At 55.3% G+C, this 17638-nt stretch carries 13 protein-coding genes and 1 pseudogene; 6 read left to right on the top strand and 8 right to left on the bottom strand.

Going from position 1 to position 17638, the window contains the following annotated elements:
• Positions 1-90: 90 nt before the first annotated feature.
• The 6 genes from ENN66_10440 to ENN66_10415 all read right to left on the bottom strand — a co-directional run bounded on the left by ENN66_10440 (position 91) and on the right by ENN66_10415 (position 6621).
• The gene (locus ENN66_10440; GenBank protein HDS16998.1) at positions 91-648 is read right to left on the bottom strand and encodes an HDIG domain-containing protein; all 558 of its coding nucleotides are present in this window, start codon (positions 646-648) and stop codon (positions 91-93) included.
• Positions 645-1655, bottom strand: coding sequence for a DNA polymerase III subunit delta (holA, locus tag ENN66_10435; GenBank protein ID HDS16997.1), 1011 nt, complete (start codon positions 1653-1655; stop codon positions 645-647). The genes ENN66_10440 and holA overlap by 4 nt, the downstream gene beginning before the upstream one ends.
• Before the next feature lie 24 nt (positions 1656-1679).
• Positions 1680-2285 (bottom strand): hypothetical protein, encoded by a 606-nt coding sequence (locus ENN66_10430; GenBank protein ID HDS16996.1) that lies wholly within the window; start codon positions 2283-2285, stop codon positions 1680-1682.
• Complete coding sequence (locus ENN66_10425) at positions 2218-4710, bottom strand: leucine--tRNA ligase (GenBank protein ID HDS16995.1); 2493 nt, start codon at positions 4708-4710, stop codon at positions 2218-2220. The genes ENN66_10430 and ENN66_10425 overlap by 68 nt, the downstream gene beginning before the upstream one ends.
• A gap of 33 nt (positions 4711-4743) precedes the next feature.
• Positions 4744-5109, bottom strand: coding sequence for an RNA polymerase-binding protein DksA (gene dksA / locus ENN66_10420; protein HDS16994.1), 366 nt, complete (start codon positions 5107-5109; stop codon positions 4744-4746).
• A 243-nt stretch (positions 5110-5352) separates the two neighbouring features.
• The gene (locus ENN66_10415) at positions 5353-6621 is read right to left on the bottom strand and encodes an adenosylmethionine--8-amino-7-oxononanoate transaminase (protein HDS16993.1); all 1269 of its coding nucleotides are present in this window, start codon (positions 6619-6621) and stop codon (positions 5353-5355) included.
• Between the two features lie 336 nt (positions 6622-6957).
• Here ENN66_10415 and ENN66_10410 point away from each other — a divergent pair, with 336 nt between their 5' ends.
• Entirely contained in the window at positions 6958-8502 is a 1545-nt protein-coding gene (locus tag ENN66_10410; protein HDS16992.1) for an ATP-binding protein, read from the top strand.
• Positions 8503-8550: 48 nt separating this feature from the next.
• The gene (locus tag ENN66_10405) at positions 8551-9645 is read left to right on the top strand and encodes an NADH:flavin oxidoreductase (GenBank protein HDS16991.1); all 1095 of its coding nucleotides are present in this window, start codon (positions 8551-8553) and stop codon (positions 9643-9645) included.
• Here the strand turns inward: ENN66_10405 and ENN66_10400 are convergent.
• Positions 9623-10405 carry a hypothetical protein gene (locus tag ENN66_10400; GenBank protein ID HDS16990.1) on the bottom strand — a complete coding sequence of 261 codons (783 nt, stop codon included), beginning with the start codon at positions 10403-10405 and terminating at the stop codon, positions 9623-9625. The two genes, ENN66_10405 and ENN66_10400, sit on opposite strands and share 23 nt — an antisense overlap.
• Before the next feature lie 510 nt (positions 10406-10915).
• Here ENN66_10400 and ENN66_10395 point away from each other — a divergent pair.
• Positions 10916-13057 (top strand): RNA-binding transcriptional accessory protein, encoded by a 2142-nt coding sequence (locus ENN66_10395; GenBank protein HDS16989.1) that lies wholly within the window; start codon positions 10916-10918, stop codon positions 13055-13057.
• Here the strand turns inward: ENN66_10395 and ENN66_10390 are convergent.
• Positions 13039-13371 (bottom strand): hypothetical protein, encoded by a 333-nt coding sequence (locus ENN66_10390; GenBank protein ID HDS16988.1) that lies wholly within the window; start codon positions 13369-13371, stop codon positions 13039-13041. The two genes, ENN66_10395 and ENN66_10390, sit on opposite strands and share 19 nt — an antisense overlap.
• A gap of 495 nt (positions 13372-13866) precedes the next feature.
• On the opposite strand from ENN66_10390, the pseudogene ENN66_10385 reads away from it, so the two are divergent.
• From ENN66_10385 to ENN66_10375, 3 genes and pseudogenes are all read left to right on the top strand, one after another.
• Positions 13867-15863: pseudogene (locus ENN66_10385) on the top strand (potassium transporter TrkH).
• Between the two features lie 14 nt (positions 15864-15877).
• Positions 15878-16540, top strand: a complete 663-nt coding sequence (locus ENN66_10380) for a TrkA family potassium uptake protein (GenBank protein HDS16987.1) — start codon at positions 15878-15880, stop codon at positions 16538-16540.
• Positions 16541-16623: 83 nt separating this feature from the next.
• On the top strand, positions 16624-17211 hold the full coding sequence (locus ENN66_10375; protein HDS16986.1) for a hypothetical protein: 588 nt from the start codon (positions 16624-16626) through the stop codon (positions 17209-17211).
• Positions 17212-17638 lie beyond the last annotated feature (427 nt).

The raw sequence follows: 17638 nt of genomic DNA, 5'->3' as shown, positions 1-17638 counted from the left end.
CGGGGTTGGTTCACAAATTGACGCAACTAGCACGCCACATTCAAGCCTGGGTCGCGGGGGCTGAACGACCTGTATATTGCCTTCGGCTGTTTATGTCAATATTTTTTTCTCCCGACAAAGAAATCCGACTTCACCGGGAGTGAAATCCAGTCTTTGAAAAATTTTTTTTTCGACCGCCAGGGTCAGGGCCTCAAGTTCGTCCAATCTTCCCATTGCAGAGGAATCGCAACCATAACGCTCGCGCAAGTCCGCCAACCTTTCGGCAACCGAGACAATCTCGACATGCCGCACCCGTTTATCGGCATAGTAAATTATCTCCCGGGCCACAATCGGCCCGGCCAAATCTGTTTTCAGATAGACGTGATTAATTATAATTTCAGCTATTTCAGGACAAGCTTCCGCCTTCAGCCACTCAGCTCCAAGGCAGGCATGATCCCGCCCCATTTCAATTGACTCCATCTTGGCAATATCATGCAACAGGGCCGCGCTCATGAGCAGATTTGGCGCAAACCTGACCCCTCTGAGTGCCAGCCCTTCTTCCAGACAGAGGCTGACTAGCGCAACCTGCCGACTGTGCGCAATGATATGCTCTGGGACAGCATAACGCCGCAGCAAACAGCAACAGGTTTCGTAATCAGGAATTTTCATTTTGCCGTCGCAACCCGTACCAGTTGCAAAACCATATCCTCGAGGATAAGCCTGGAAGGAAGCAGAGATCTTTTTAAAGCCCGATCAACCTCTAGCATAATTTTAAAGGCTGGAGCGTAGACCATCGGTTTCATTCTTTTCACCTGCGTCAACAGCTTACCCGCCACATAAGGATGAATTTTCAAGGCTTCAGCCAGCTTGGACGAAGTCAGGCGCTGCAGTTCCGGAGACGCAGCGCGCCCCAGAAGGCGATATTGGCGAGCCAGCATCGCCAATATCAGCAAAGGCTCTGTCCGGGCGCGAAGCAGGGCTTCAAGAATTTCCAGGGACCGGGGCAGTTGTCCTTCACAGACAGCATCACAAAAGGCAAAAATATTGCCTCCCCCACTGTCTACTCCAAGCAGGTCGGCAGTACGCCGATCAATCCGGCCGCCGGGGCCGACATAAAGCTCCATTTTTTCAAGCTCTGATTCAAGCATCGGCAGATTCGCATCATGCAACAGCACCAGCTCATCCAGAACCTTGCCGTCAATCGCAATTTCATGTTCCTGCAACCTCTGCAGCAAGCGCTGGCGTACTTCAGCCGGCTTCATTTTATCACTTTTGACAATGAAAAAATCTTTCTTCTTCAGTCGTGAGACCAAAAAAGATCGTCCATCGAGCTTAAAACTGCTCAGGAAAAGAGCCCGCACCGGGCTTCTTGGAGCTTCACGCTCTATCCACTCAAGCAGTTTTTCTAAATCATTTTTCGCGAATTGATCGAGATTGTAAAGGTGAACGATTTTACTGGCGGCAAAAAAGGAAGGGGTCGCGCAAGTCAAGCGAAAATCCGGCAGAGAAAGCTGGGAACAATCGAAGATTTCCAATACCTGTCCGCGGTCGGCCAGGGTTTTCAGGCCATGACTGAGATAGGCGTGGGGATAATTTTCGCTGCCATAAAGAAGGCAACCCCAAAAAGAAGTATCGGTAAGCGCCCGGGAAAAAGCCTCATCCAGGGTCTTCAACATAAACACACAAACATCTTGGCGTCATCAGAAATCGGTAAACAGTCCATCGTGAATATTCTCCGCCAGAATCCGGCAAAGCTGCTGCAAAGCCGCCTGTTTTCGCCGATCAACCGTCAACGGCTCGTTACTGGTCTTATATTCCTCAACCTCATGCATTCCCGTCCGGCGCCAGAGAATTTCGCCACCACGAGTCTCAGCGACCTCGGCATCAAGTCTCAGCAGGACCCGGTATTCATAGGTTTTGTCATCTGGCGAATAAGAAATGGCATAGTTTTCAACCGCCTTGATACAGCCCTTGACCAGAACATCGGCGTTTTTGACCGAAACCAGTTGCAGATTTCGGCTGCGGGAAAACTCGTCAACCAAGGCATCATACAGATAGCTTTCCAGGTGGTTCTCGTAGGTTTCATTGGCAAAGGGGACTATTGCAATCGTCGTCAGCCCTGCCCCCAAACTGCCGCTGCCGCGCAAACGATAACCGCAGCCGCAGCCCAGCAGCATCACCAGCAGTACACCAAGGACTAAACTTCTTCGAGCCGTCACCAGGATCTCCAGCGTAAAATCAAACAACAATATTAACCAGCTTATTGGGAACCACGACCACCTTGCGCGGAGGTTTGCCGTCGACATACTTCCGCACCCGTTCGCTGGCCAAGGCCAGGTTGCTTACCTCATCCTCCGCCAGATCCCGAGCCACCATCAACCGCTCCCTGACCTTGCCGTTGATCTGAACAACCACCAGAACACGGTCCTCCAGCAGCGCCGCCGCATCGACCTGCGGCACCGGGACATAGCTCAAACCACCCTGATGGCCGAGCTCCAGCCAAAGTTCCTCACAGATATGTGGAACAATGGGTGAAAGCAGCAGAACCACGGTTTCCAGCGCCTCCCGCAACAAAGCCGCCAGCACCCGGTCGTTTTGCGCCGCCTCGGGCGTATAACCTTTCAATTCGTTGACCAATTCCATGATCGCGCTGATCGCCGTGTTAAAATGCAGTCGCTCCTCGATATCGGAGCGCACCCGGGCAATCGTCTGATGCGTCTTGCGCCGCAGGGCAACATAATCCTGCGGCACATCTACCATCTCCCCGGCAAAGGCGGCCACCCCGCCTAATGCCGGAAGCAGGGTATAAACCAAGCGCCAGAGTCGGCTCAGAAAACGATAGGCACCTTCAACGCCCTGATCATTCCATTCCAGATCCAGCTCGGGAGGTGATGCGAACAGACTGAACATTCGGGCCGTATCCGCTCCATACTTTGCAATCAAGGCATTGGGATCAACCACATTACCTTTTGATTTCGACATCTTGGCTCCATCTTTTATGACCATGCCCTGGGTCAGAAGCCGGGTAAAGGGTTCCGAGAAATCGATATATCCCAAATCCCGCAGGACCCGGGTAAAGAAACGTGAATACAGTAAATGCAGAATCGCGTGCTCGATGCCGCCGACATAATGATCGACCGGCAGCCATTTTTTGACGGCCTCCCGCTGCAGTGGCGCATCATCATAAGTAGCGCAGGCATAGCGCATATAATACCAGGAAGACTCAACAAAGGTATCCATCGTGTCAGTCTCACGACGAGCCGGACCCCCGCAACGAGGACAAGTAGTATTGACAAAGCTATCCACCCGGCCCAGCGGGGAACCCCCGCTGCCACAGAGATCGACATTCTCGGGTAGGGTCACGGGCAGATCGGCTATGGGCACCGGAACAATTCCGCATTTTTCACAGTAAATAACCGGAATCGGTGCTCCCCAGTAACGCTGCCGTGAAACCCCCCAGTCCCGCAAACGATAAGTCACAGCTTTTTTGCCGATGCCCTGCTCCGCCAGATAGACGGCGATCAGATCAAGGGCCTGAAGATTTTCACAACCGTCAAAAGACCCCGAATTAACCAGCCGTCCTTCCCCGGTATAGGCCTCGGTCATTTCTTCGGGCACCAGGGGCGGACCGTCAGGTTGAATCACGACCATAATTGGCAGATCATACATTCTGGCAAACTCAAAATCGCGCTGATCATGAGCCGGCACCGCCATCACCGCGCCGGTACCGTAACCGGAGAGTACAAAGTTAGCCAGATAGATCGGCATGCGCCGCCCGGTCAGCGGATTAAGACAGTAACTGCCGGTAAAAACCCCTTCTTTCTCCAGCGCGCCGGGGTCGCGCTCATTCTGCTCAAGACAGCGCATTTTTTCGATAAAAGCGGCCACCGCCGCTTCCTGGCCGGTACCTGCGGCAAGTTCAATCGCCAACGGATGATCAGGGGCCAGACTCATGAAGGTCGCACCAAACAGAGTGTCCTGTCTGGTGGTAAAAACCTTGATGCGACAATCCGCGCGTCCCTCCACCGCGAAGTCGATCTCCGCTCCGACACTTTTGCCGATCCAGTTCTTCTGCATGGTGATGACCCGTTCCGGCCAGCCCCCCTGCAGTTCATCACAACCGGCCAGCAGCTCTTCGGCGTAAGCGGTAATCCGAAAAAACCACTGGCTTAAATCCTTGGTCTCGGTCTCTCGACCACAACGCCAGCAGCAACCGTTTTCAACCTGCTCATTGGCCAGAACGGTCTGACACTCGGCACACCAATTCACCTTGGCTTCTTTTTTATAAACCAGATCTCTTTCCAGCATCTGGAGAAAGAAAAGCTGTTCCCAGCGATAATAGGAAGGATCGCAGGTCGCCAGCTCCCGCTCCCAGTCATAACTAAAGCCCAGGCGTTGCAACTGGGCCCGCATTTCTTCAATATTGCGCCGCGTCCAGGCGACGGGATGAACCTTGTGGGCGATCGCGGCATTTTCAGCCGGCATGCCGAAGGCATCCCAACCCATGGGATGCAGGACATCGCGTCCCCGCATCCGCTGAAAACGGGCCATCACATCCCCGATCGAATAATTACGCACATGTCCCATATGGATCTTGCCGGAAGGATAGGGAAACATTTCAAGCAAGTAATATTTCTCGCCTTCCTGACGACCGGCGGCAAAGATTCTATCCGCCCGCCAACGATCCTGCCATTTTTTTTCCAATACTCGAGGATTATATTCCGCTTCCATTACTTTTTCTTTCTCAAAGATTCAGCAAGAGCACTAACGACCTTTGCGTTTCTCGATCTTCTCCTGTTCTTCCTTACAGGCGATACACAGGGGGGCTACCGGGCGGGCCTTGAGACGCTCGATGTTGATGTCTTCTCCGCACTCAGCGCAAATACCATAAGTACCGGCATCGATCTGCTCAAGGGCCTCATTGATTTTCTTGATCAGGTGCGCTTCCCGGCCGCGGATGCGAAACAGCAGGCTGTGGTCGGCATCGACACTGGCGGCATCGATATCATCATACAAATCATCTTTATTGGTATGGATATCGCCCTTTTTGAGCTGCTCCACCCGTTCTTCCACCTCTTGTTTTTTTTCCAACAGAATCCGGCGAAAATATTCAAGCTGTTCAGCATCCATAGTAAATCTCCAAAACTTTCACGCCTCCTCCCGCAATCTGCGAGAACGTGCTCTCAGGATGAACCGGTTTCAAGATTCAGCTTTAAGAGAAAAGCCCGCCCAAAAAAACAAAAATCGGCGCCGTTTATACTATAAGGTGCGGCACAAAGCAACCAAAAGTCTTTTACGCCTCCCCGGACCTTGACCGCAAAACCCTGACCTGCATCACTGTCGGCATCAAGCGCACAAATTCCGACAGGAGATTCAGGAAAAGGCGTAAACCATCGCCGCGGTAATTTCATCAAGGTCATTCTCCGAAATCAGAAAAGGTGGCATTGTATAACAGAGATGTGCGAAAGGACGCAGCCAGACACCACGCGACACCACCCTCGCCTGAATTTTTGCGACATCGACCGGAGCCGTGGTTTCCACCACCCCGATCGCGCCAAGAACCCGAACCTCACTCACCCCGGGCAGGTTGCGGCATGGAGCAAGTCCCTCGCGCAGCCTCTGCTCGATACCGGCCACCTGCGTCCGCCAGGGCGATTCTTCCAGCAGTTCTATACTGGCCAGGGCCACGGCGCAGGCCAGGGGATTGGCCATAAAGGTCGGTCCATGCAGCAGCAGCCCCGGATTTCCGGAGCTGATTTTCTGACTGATAAATTCCCGGGTCAAGGTCGCGGCAAAACTCAGATAACCACCCGTAAGGGCCTTGCCCAGACAAAGGATATCGGGCGTGATCCCGGCATGGTCGCAAGCAAAGAGTTCCCCGGTGCGACCGAAACCGGTGGCGATTTCATCGGCGATCAGGAGTAAATCGTACTCATCGCAGAGTTTACGCAGAGCCCGCAGATAGCGGGGATGGTAAAAGCGCATGCCGCCGGCGCCCTGCACCACAGGTTCAACAATTACCGCCGCCAGTTCCCGCTGATGCCGCCGGATCAGTTCTTCAATAGCGACCATCTCCTGCTCGTCCCAGTCTCCGGAGAAGGGAATTTTGGGCGCCGGGGCAAAAAGCTGAGGCATCACCAGATCGGCAAAAAGATGATGCATGCCGTTGACCGGATCGCAAACCGACATGGCCCCGAAAGTATCGCCATGATAACCGCCGCGCGGGACCAGAAAACGTTTTTTGGCGGGCTTTCCGACGGCAATCCAGTATTGCAGCGCCATTTTAAGCGCCACCTCAACCGCCACCGATCCCGAATCGACAAAAAATACCCGGCCCAGTCCCGGAGGGGCCAGGGCCAGCAATTTTTCCGCCAGTAAAATCGCCGGTTCATGAGTCAGACCGCCGAACATAACATGGGCCATGCTTTCCAGCTGCCTGGTCAAGGCGGCGTTGAGCCGAGGGTGATTATAACCGTGAATGGCGGCCCACCACGATGACATGCCGTCAATCAGCCGCCGCCCGTCCGCCAGGGTCAGACGGGTGCCGGCAGCGCTTTTAACGATATAGGGAGCAATGGCCGCCGGGGCCGCCGCGTAGGGATGCCAGAGCGAGCGGCGATCACGCTCCTGCAGATCAATCATACAACCTGTCTTTTTCATCAAATTTACCGTTTTTCAAAACGCCCGCCGCATCTCCTGTAACCTGGAAGCGGCCGACAAGGAACTGAAAAGGTCACAGGGGGTGGAAAAATCGTCCGAAAGCTTAACCGGCGAAGATTCGCGGCAAACAGGTTTTCAACGCAACCATTCACCGTCAACACCGATTCGCACCGGAACAAGCAAAAACCCTAATAAGTTTACCGCGACAAGTCAATCACCTTTTTTAATCTTGACATTGGAACGCCAATCAGGAGATGATGGATTTTGACTACAAGAAAGCCAAGCTGGTTAATCTTCTCCCTGCTGACAAACCGACTGATGTTTACAACCATTCTCAGCGCCTCTCTGGTCGGCATTCGCGCCCTGCCGGTCGAAGTTGAAGTAGACGTCTCCCGCGGCCTGCCCAATTTCATTGTCGTCGGCCTTGCCGATAACGCGATCAAGGAGAGTAAGGAAAGAATCCGCTCAGCCATCAAAAATTGCGGTTTCAAGTTCCCGGCCCGCCGCATTACCATCAATCTGGCTCCGGCCGACCTGCGCAAGGAAGGCACGGCCCTGGATCTGCCGGCCGCGCTCGGCATCATCGCCGGCGAAGAATCCGGACTTGCAAACAACGCTGCCCTGAAAGATTATCTTTTCTGCGGCGAGCTCTCCCTTGACGGCCGTATCAAAGAAATCCGCGGTGCCCTGCCGAGTGCCATGGCCGCCCGGGAATGCGGCTGCCGGGGTCTGTTCCTGCCCCGCGCCAACGCCATGGAAGCGGCGGCGGTCAGCGGGATTGAGATTATCGCGGTCGAACATCTGCAGGAAACCCTGGACATCATCAACGGGAAAATCCCCCGACCTCAGCTCCCCACAACATGCGAAAGGATTGACCGGGATCTCGATAAAAACCTCGACTTCGCCGATGTACGGGGGCAGCAGCAAGCTAAAAGAGCTCTGGAAATCGCCGCCGCCGGCGGCCACAATCTTCTTTTTGTCGGTCCTCCGGGCAGCGGCAAAACCATGCTGGCTCAACGCCTGCCTTCAATTCTGCCGCCACTGAGCTTTAGCGAGGCCCTGGAAAGCACGATCATTCACAGCGTCGCCGGACTCATTCACAACGGTCAGGGACTGTTACGACAACGCCCCTTTCGGGCCCCGCACCATACGATCTCAGATGTTGCCCTGATCGGCGGCGGGGCCCAACCCCGCCCCGGAGAAGTCACTCTGGCCCATAACGGGGTCCTTTTCCTGGATGAGTTTCCTGAATTTCGCCGCTCCGCCCTCGAGGTTCTGCGCCAACCTCTGGAAAACCGCGAGATCACGATCAGCCGGGCTCAGTCCCAAGCCCTGTTCCCAGCCGACTTCATCCTGATCACGGCCATGAATCCCTGTCCCTGCGGCCATTACGGCGACACCCTGCAGCCATGTATTTGCAGCGCCGCCCAAATTCAGCGCTATCGCCATAAAATTTCCGGTCCTCTGCTCGACCGGATCGATCTTCACATTGAGGTGCCGGCGGTCACCACCCGGGAACTGGTTCATGAAAACCAGGGAAACGGCGGTGAACCTTCGGCGACGATTCGCCTGCGTGTCACCCGCGCGCGGGCGCTGCAACAAAAAAGGCTGAATCATCTGCCCCGTCCCAGTAACGCCGCCCTGAATGATCGGGATTTGAAAAAATTCTGCCGACTTGACTCCGCCTGCCGCGAGCTGTTGGAAAAAACCATGGACCGGCTTGGCCTCAGCGCCAGAGCCTACAGCCGGATTCTGAAAGTCGCCCGCACGATCGCCGATCTTAAGGGGAGCCCGGAGATCAACAGTTTCGATATCGCCGAGGCCATTCAGTTTCGTTCATTGGATCGACGCCTGGTTTTCTGAAATCCAGACGCGCTTTCACCTCCACCGACCAAGCAAACAGGGAAAAAAATGCCCCAGAAACTTTTCACTCCGGTCAACCTAGGCCGACTTGTTCTGAAAAACCGTTTTGTCCGCTCCGCCACCTGGGACGGCAAGGGAGAAACCGACGGTTCTTTCAGCCGGGCCCAGGTCGAGCTTTACAAAAACCTCAGCGCCGGTGGAGCCGGCCTTCTGACCAGTGGCTATATCGCCGTCGACCCCGCCGGCCGGCGCAACCCGGAGCAGAATCTGCTCTGCCGGCCCCACCACCAGCAGTCCCTGAAAAAGGTCGTTCAGGCCGGCCGGGCCCATGATACCGCTTTCATGGCTCAACTGGTTCATTGCGGTGGACTGGCCCGCTCCAGCGTCAGCGGCCTGAAACGCGTCGCGCCGAGCGCCCTTAAACATCCGCTTTTCAAGGAAATGCCTCAGGAAATAGAAATCAAGGAAATCAAACAACTGGCGACTAATTTCGGCGAAGCCGCCGGTCGGGCCCGGGAAGCCGGCTGCGACGGCGTCCAGATTCATGCCGCGCACGGCTACCTGATCAGCCAGTTCCTTTCCCCTTTCAGCAATCAACGAAGGGATGACTATGGGGGCGACCTGGAAAATCGCGGCCGTTTTCTGGAAGAATGTTATTTGAAAATCAGGGAGTATGTCGGCTCTGACTTTGCGGTAACCATGAAAATCAACGGCTCCGACTATCTTGAAAACGGACTGGAGCTGAAAGAGAGCCTGAAGCTCACCCAACATCTGGCGCAAATCGGACTGGACGCTGTGGAAGTCAGCGGAGGCACTCAGGTTTCCTCCCCCTGGACCCCGGTCCCATGCGGCATCAAAGCCGGTGAAAATGAAGCCCCGTTTCTTACGGAATGTCGAGCTTTTGCTGAGAACCTAAGCCTTCCGGTAATTGCCGTCGGCGGCATTCGCTCTCTGGAGGGAGCGGCTCGGGTGCGCGACCAGGGCGCGACCCTGATCTCTCTTTGCCGCCCCCTGATCCGTGAACCCGACCTGATTCGCCAGTGGCAGGCCGGACGCGACACGGCGGCCGCCTGCTGTTCCTGTAACCGCTGTTTTATCCCGGCTTATAAAGGCCGGGGCATCAGTTGCCTGCAGCTGGAATAAATCCGAGCTTCTCCCGCAGCCGCAGAGCCCGGGCCCCGGGTTCGGGATGGGTAGCCAGCATGTTTTCCAGAAATCCGGCTTTATCCCCCGGAGAATCCAGCTTTTCCAGAGCGGAAACCGCCTCGGCGCCGCTCATGCCCTGCTCCCTGAGAACCTGAAAACCAAAATCGTCAGCTTCCCTTTCGTTGGCCTGCGAGAACTGGGCGTTGACAACCTTTTCAAGAAAATCAGCCGCCACCCCACCGGCCAGCGAACCTATCCGGCCGCCGACTCCGCCGACCACGTCGCGCAGGGATGAGGTCCCGTAGACAACCTGAAAACGTTTTTTTGCATGCCCTCGCGCCACATGACCGATTTCGTGCCCAACAATGAACAGCAATTCACCATCGTTCATCATCTCCATCAAACCGCTATAGATGCGGATACTGCCGTCCGGCATCGCGAAGGCGTTGATTTCTTCCTTTTCATAGACCTTAAAATGCAAAGGCCGACCATTGACCTCTTTAAAAACCGAGGTCAATGCGGCAAGCCGTCTGGTGTGAGGACTGTCCGCCGCCGCGATTTGGTTTTGGGCATCCATCTCGGCAATGCCCTGCGCCGCCATGGCCACCATCTCGGCATCGCTCAGCATCGCCGCCGCCAGGCCCTTCTGCCCGGCGGAAGTCAGTTTGCCCATGTCCAGTGCCCAAAGCGGCCCAGCCATCACCATAAAAAACAAAAGCCCAACCACGATACCTGTTTTACTTTTTTTCATCTTCATCCTCCGATAATTTTCCCCTGTGCTTTTCGCCTTTGCCGCAGTTTTGCTTCTTTAGCGAGCCACTGGATAGTTTCCGGTTTTTTCAGCCCAAAAACTGGACTGCAGCAGCTCACTTAAAGCTTGCGCCAAGCGCTCAACATTAGCCGGCGGCGCACCGCGCCCCATCAGGCCGATACGCCGGATTCAGCCGGCCGGTTAAACCAGAGACCCGCGCCAGCTTATAGCTATAACAGCTCCAACCCTTGCCGGGCAAGCAAAAGATCCCCCCCTAAACTACAAGGTTAAACCTAATGCGGGAACAAGCCCCGCAACCCAAATGGTCCCTCACGGCTTGCAAACAAGTACTCTTATCAGAACATTTTCTTGTTTTTATGGTTGAAAAAATTGTTGAACAAACAAGAAAATAATCTGTAAGGAAAATCATGGAGCGGGGAAAATCCTCACCCGATACCGGCAAGCCGCCCTGACAAAGATTTGACTTTTGCAACCAGCTTGTTTAAGAGTAGCGGCATGGAACCTATCATGATTATCAGCCGGGAAACCGGTCTGGCCCCAAAGCGCGTCGCCGCCGCCATGCAACTCCTGGACGCGGGCGCCACCATCCCCTTTATCGCCCGCTACCGCAAAGAGATAACGGATTCTCTTGACGAAGTCGAGCTCGCCGCGATTCGAAACCGGCTCGCCGCCCTGACCGAACTCAGTGAGCGAAAACAGGGAATACTCAAATCTTTACGCGAGCGCGACCTTCTCAACCCGGAACTGGAAAAACGCATTACCGAAGCCCTCGACAAGCCCGAGCTCGAAGATCTCTATGAAAAATATCGCCCCAAAAAAAAGACCCGGGCTCAGGCGGCCCGGGAAAACGGCTTGGCCCCTCTGGCCCTTTTTCTGCTTCGCCGGGAAGAATCCGACCCGCTAAACGAAGCCCGCAAATACCTGAGCGGAAGCCGGGGCAACGTCGGTTCGGTCGAAGAGGCCCTGGCCGGAGCCCGGGACATTATCGCCGAGCAGATCAATGAGGATGAAAAGGTCCGCGCCGGATTGCGCCGCCTGTTTCAGCGCCAGGCCGTGATCACGGCCGACGTCATTCCCGGGAAGGAAGAAAGCGGTTGTAAATTCAAGGATTATTTCAGTTGGCGGGAAAACGCTGCGGGGGTAGCCGCCCACCGTCTGCTGGCCATGTTTCGCGGTCGGGATGAAGGGGTTCTCAAGGTCAGAATTCTGCCCGATGAAGATAGTGCTCTGCGCCTGATGGAAAAAAATTATCTTAAAAACCGCGGACCGGCGGCGGCAGAAATCGAGCGTGCGATCAAAGACGCCTGGAAAAGACTGCTTTCGCGCTCACTTGAAAACGAGTTCGCCGGGGAACTGAAGAAACGGGCCGACACCACGGCGATCGCGATCTTCGCCAAGAATCTGCGCCTGCTCCTGCTTAGCCCTCCGCTCGGCCGGAAACGGGTGCTGGCCCTTGATCCGGGTTTTCGCAGCGGCTGCAAGGTCGTCTGCCTGGACGAGCAGGGCAAGCTGCTGCAACATGACCTGATTTTTTTGCATCAGGAGGATAAAGCCGCCGCCACCTTGAAAAAACTGGTCAAAAAGTATCAGATTGAAGCGCTGGCGATCGGCAACGGCACCGCCGGTCGGGAAACCGAGACCTTTGTCAGGAATCTCAAGTTTGAGGAAAATCCCGTCATAGTCATGGTAGATGAAAGCGGGGCCTCGATCTACTCGGCCTCGGAATGCGCCCGCCGGGAATTTCCCGACCACGATCTGACCGTCCGCGGAGCCGTTTCCATTGGCCGCCGGTTGATTGATCCGCTGGCGGAACTGGTCAAACTCGACCCGCAATCAATCGGCGTCGGCCAGTATCAGCACGATGTCGACCAAAAAGCCCTGCAAAAAGCCCTCGATGACGTGGTGGTTTCCTGTGTCAACCAGGTCGGCGTCGAGCTCAACACGGCCAGCGCCGAACTTCTCGCCCGGGTTTCCGGTCTCAACCCGACCCTGGCCGCGAATCTGGTCGCCTGGCGCGAGCAGCAGGGCCCGTTATCTTCGCGCCGGGAGCTGAAAAAGGTTCCTCGACTGGGCCCCAGGGCATTTGAACTGGCGGCCGGCTTTCTCAGAATCAGAGGCGCGCTCAACCCTCTGGACAACAGCGGCATTCATCCCGAAGCCTACCCGGTGGTGGAAAAAATGGCGGCCGATCTGGGTCTCGGCGTGCGACAACTCATGCACGACCCGGCGGCCATCGCCCGTATCAATCCTGACCGCTATCTTTCAAAGGAGATCGGCCTGCCCACCCTGCATGACATCCTGCGGGAACTGGCCACGCCCGGACGCGACCCCAGAGAGTCCCTGCAAAGTTTCAGCTTCGCCGAAAACGTGCATACCATCAACGACCTGACCCCCGGCCTGAAGCTGCCGGGGGTCATCACCAACGTCACCGCCTTTGGGGCCTTTGTCGATGTCGGGGTGCATCAGGACGGTTTGATCCACATCAGTCAGCTGGCGGATCGTTTTATACGTGATCCCGGCGAAGTGGTTGCCGTCAGAGACCTGGTCGAAGTAACCGTCCTGGAGGTCGATCTTTTCCGCAAAAGGATTTCCCTTTCCCTGAAAAAACAGCCCCCGGTTCAGCGGGTCAGACCGTAAACCAGAGCCCCGGCCGCCGCACCAACCAGAACCGGATACAGATAACGGTCATGATGTCGGGAAACCTTGACCGGCGGTCGACAGGTTTTCACATAAGGCCTGGGAATCCGGCAAACCCGATCATCCCGGTGATCCTGATGCCGGCAACTGACCGTCTGCCGATCATGAACCTGGCGGGCCAGCTGATGCCGGCTGTAGGCCGGGGCTGTTTTCGGGTTGCAGTAACTTCCGGCCTCGACCGGACCGGCACTCGCCAAGGTCAGAGCCACTACCAGCAGGACGGCAAACAACGACAATACTCTCAATTTCTTCATGACGGACCTCCCATACTTTTACATGAACCCGCCCTCTCCTTCGACCTTTCCAGAGCAGCCCGCCGCCGCATAAAAAGAGTCGCGGAGCCACGCTTGCAAACCTCTACCCTTGTCTATCGAAGCTGATTTTTTATTTTCCACAGAAAACCGCGCAGATCAGAATATCCGGGGGACAAGGCCTGGTTTCCGAAAGAAATCGGGATCGTTTCCCCGGAATATCCGGGTGGGCTGAACAGCGTCTCAGACCGCTATCGCGGCCACGCATGGGAAAACAACCAGCTTTTAAGTTGGATTACCTGGAAGTTACACTGAAACGATTCAGGGCCGGCAATGAAAAGGTAAAAGGCATGAAAAATCTTGACTTTTTCAACCCAACCGGCTTACTCTGACACCTATGAAAACCGCACAAATCCAAGGTGTGCCCCTTATGCGCCCTCTTCAATCAGACTTCCCCAGCCGACAGCCCGGAAACAAATAATGCGGCGCCGGGCATACATGTCGCGAATCGGCATCGAGGGCGCCTTAATGGTCCTGTCGCCCTTGCCGCTGTTTTTCCCCCTCCTGGAGAAAGATTCGACCATGTTCCCGGAATACTGGCGCTCCGGCCTCGCGGTCCTGGCCGCGGTGGCCTGCCTGCTGTCGGGTCTGACCTTGTTCCGACGGCCCCTGCCGGGGAAAATTCTGGGCGGCGGCGCGGCCCTCGGAGGCTATGCGGCCGCCCTGCCCTATCTGGCAAACAACCCTTTTGCCGCCTTAACCGCTTCCGTTATTTTGGTTTACATTCTCTTTACCCTGCCGGCCTTCGGCGAAAAAAGCCGCCACCAGCCGAGAAGCGATCATTTCGAACGCTGCCGCCAAAGGGCCTGGCCTGGTGGGCCGCCGCCACCATACCTCTGATAGTCCTTTTTGCCCTCATCACAGAAATCTTTGCCGCGGACCTTACCATTTATGGACTTGCGACCTCAGCACTGATCGCTCAAGTGCTCTATCTGCACTGGGCGCTCGCCAAACCGGCCAGGCTTCACCTTGCGCTGCCGCTCGCAGGTTTTGCCGCCATCGCTCTATCGTTATGGTTTTCCACCCCGATAATCATGACCGCCGTCGTTCTGGGTTTCAGTTTTCTCAGTTTGTTCCTGCTGCCGCGCAATCCCGCCGTCTTCGACCACAAAGAACAACGCTGGGATTTTCTGCTCAATCATCCGGCCAGAATTCTGCTGGCCACCTTTTCCGGGTTATGTCTTTGCGGCACGGGACTGCTAGCTCTGCCGGGCGCCACCGAAAAAGGCGGCATCGATCTGATCGATGCCGCCTTCACCTCGGTAAGCGCGGTTTGCGTAACCGGCCTTATCGTTCTGGACACCCCACGGGACTTTACAGTTTTCGGACAGTTTTCCATTCTGCTGCTCATTCAACTGGGCGGTTTGGGAATCATGACCATCGCCACGGTCGGTTTACAGGCCATGGGACGCCGTCTCAGCCTCCGGCAGGAACGTCTGCTGACAACCATGACGGATACCGCCCACAAAGATCTGTTTAATTCCCTGGCAATTATTCTTAAATTTACCTTGGTCGCGGAAACCCTCGGCTCCGTGCTGCTGGCGGCTCTGTTTTACTCCACCGGAGACTCGGCGGCTCAGGCTTTGTGGCGGGGAATATTCACTGCGGTATCGGCTTTCTGTAACGCCGGTTTTGCCCTGCAAAGTGACAGTTTAATCGCTTATCAGGAAAATCCGTTACTCCTGTTTATCATCTCGAGCCTGATTATTGCCGGTGGCCTGGCGCCGGCGACCAGCCTGATGATCCCGAAATGGTTAACCGGCAAACCCATTCCGATTTCATCTCGCATCGCCTTGATCACGACCGCGATTCTGCTGCTGGCGGGAACCTTCCTGATCATGGTTTGCGAATGGAATGGTTTTCTGACCAAAATGTCCTTTGGAAAAAAATTACTGAATGCCTGGTTTCAATCGGCAACCCTGCGAACCGCAGGATTCAATTCGGTGAAGATGGGAAATCCGGCGAATCCGACCTTTCTGATCATGCTCGTTTTCATGTTTATCGGGGGCAGTCCCGGCGGCACCGCCGGCGGTATCAAAACCACGACGCTGGGAATCCTGGCCATGACCTTCTGGGCCAACATCACCAATCGCGGCCAGATTATAATCCAAAATCGGCGTCTTCACCCCGCTACGATCTATCACGCGATAACGATTGCGGTTTCGGGAATAGTCATCTGGCTGGTCATTGTCTTGATGCTCGAATCAACCCAACCGTTATCCGCCCGCAACCTGATTTTTGAAGCGACCTCGGCCATGGCCACGGTGGGGCTTTCCACCGGCGCGACCGCGTTTCTGGATGAAATCGGAAAAACCATCATCATTATCGCCATGTTTGTCGGCCGGATCGGGCCTCTGACCCTCTTCATGCTCTTGAGCGAGGAACAGACTACCTCCGAAGCCATGTACCCAGTTGAAAACATTTCCATCACCTGAGAGGATCAGATAACATGTCTCAGCAAATCCTGATTATCGGACTCGGCCATTTCGGCATGTCCCTGGCTCAGACCCTGTCGGCGAAGGGAGCCGAGGTCCTGGCCGTCGATAAAAGAAAAAATCTGGTTGAAGAAGCTTCCAACTTTGTCACCGAAGCCGTGGTTATCGACGCCACGGATGAAACGGAGCTGGCCAAACTTGAACCCCGGAAAAGAGATTCCGCAGTCTGCGCCATCGGTGATGATTCAAAGGAGTCATCCATCATCTGCACCGCCTTACTGCGCCAGATGGGAGCCCCGTTCGTTATCGCCAGAGCCAACGACAAAATGCATCAGCGCATTTTACACCTGGTCGGGGCACATCAGGTTATTGATCCGGAACAAGAATTTGGCAGACGTTTCGCCAATCGTCTGCTCTACCGGGATATCGTCGTCGATACGAACCTGGGAGAGGATCTGCATCTCACCGAAATTCGCGTCCAGCCATCAATGATCGGCAAAACCTTGATTGAACTCGCCCTGCCGAAACGTTTTGGGGTCATGGTGGTCGGGATCAGGAGAGGAGCGCCGGCCAGGATCCTGCGCCCCTCTCCCGACGACCCGCTGCAGAGCGATGACAACCTGATCATCGTATCGAATGAAACCGCGATTCCCAAACTGACCGGAGGGCGGGTATGAAGCCGGCGCAACCAGTCAGGTTTGGGGCCTGGGTTCTGATCGCCTTAAATCTTTTCATGGCTTATGGCTCAATCTGAATTTTCATGCGCATGGCCCCGGCGATTGAAATAATTATCGAACAAAACGAGGTCTCGCTGCAAGCCTGCGAGGAGATGCTCGCCGCTCTGTCGCTGCACAGAGTGAACGAACATGATAGTGCCCCGCATGAAACTTTCGCGCGGGCACTGCGCCGAGCGCAGGCCAATATCACCGAAAATGAGGAGCCGCAGGCCATCGACCTGATCAGGCGGAACTTCAGTAAGGCCTTTCTCGGTCAACATCACGAATTGCAGGAAACCGTCAAGGCGATTCTGCGCCTGGGTGAAATCAACCGCCTGGCGATGATCAAGGCGGATCGCAAAGCCCGGCAACTGGGCTACGCCGGGGCCTGGGCCATCGTCTTCATGGCGACCATCATCTTTCTCAGCGGTATGATTTTCATGCGGAGTTTAAGAAAAAATCTCTCCGCCCCCATCGAAGAAATCGACGCGGTGGTAAGAGCCTTTCGCAACGGCGACGTCTGGCGCAGGTGCAACGACAAGAACACAACCAAAACCATCCGGCAGATCTTTGTCAACCTGAACGAACTCCTCGACAGACACGGCGCTCAAAACTATGACCGGAAGTTGTAAAACGGCAACCCGCCACCACCTGGAGGTCATTAAAGCGGCAAGCAGGTCGAGAATGACCCGAGAAAACGAGGTGGCATTGTTCGTCACCTCAGCTCCACAGCTGGAATGCGCACGGCATAGCCGAGGATCTCGTCGAAAGTGACCACTGCGACCTCAGACTCGAGGCCATGTCGATATCAAATGAACCGGAACAGGATAATGAAATTATCGCCTGGATTAATTTATTTGGGGAAAATAACGGCTCGGGAAGGGTTCATGTCGGCAGCGTCGCCAGCTTCAAGAAACCAAAACGGTTCCGGGATGAGCGGGCATGTAAAGCATTTTGTGTAAACGGTCCGGGTTTGAGTTGTCAGTAAACCGGTAACCGGCCTTCAAATATGATTGAGAATTGGTTCAGGGCCGCCCTCCAGTCCCTGATCGGCATCGT

It is taken from the genome of Pseudomonadota bacterium (assembly GCA_011049115.1).
GTDB lineage: Bacteria > Desulfobacterota > Anaeroferrophillalia > Anaeroferrophillales > Tharpellaceae > DSCM01.
The sequence above is the reverse complement of the archived record's forward strand: the minus strand, read 5'-3'. Positions and strand labels throughout refer to the sequence as shown.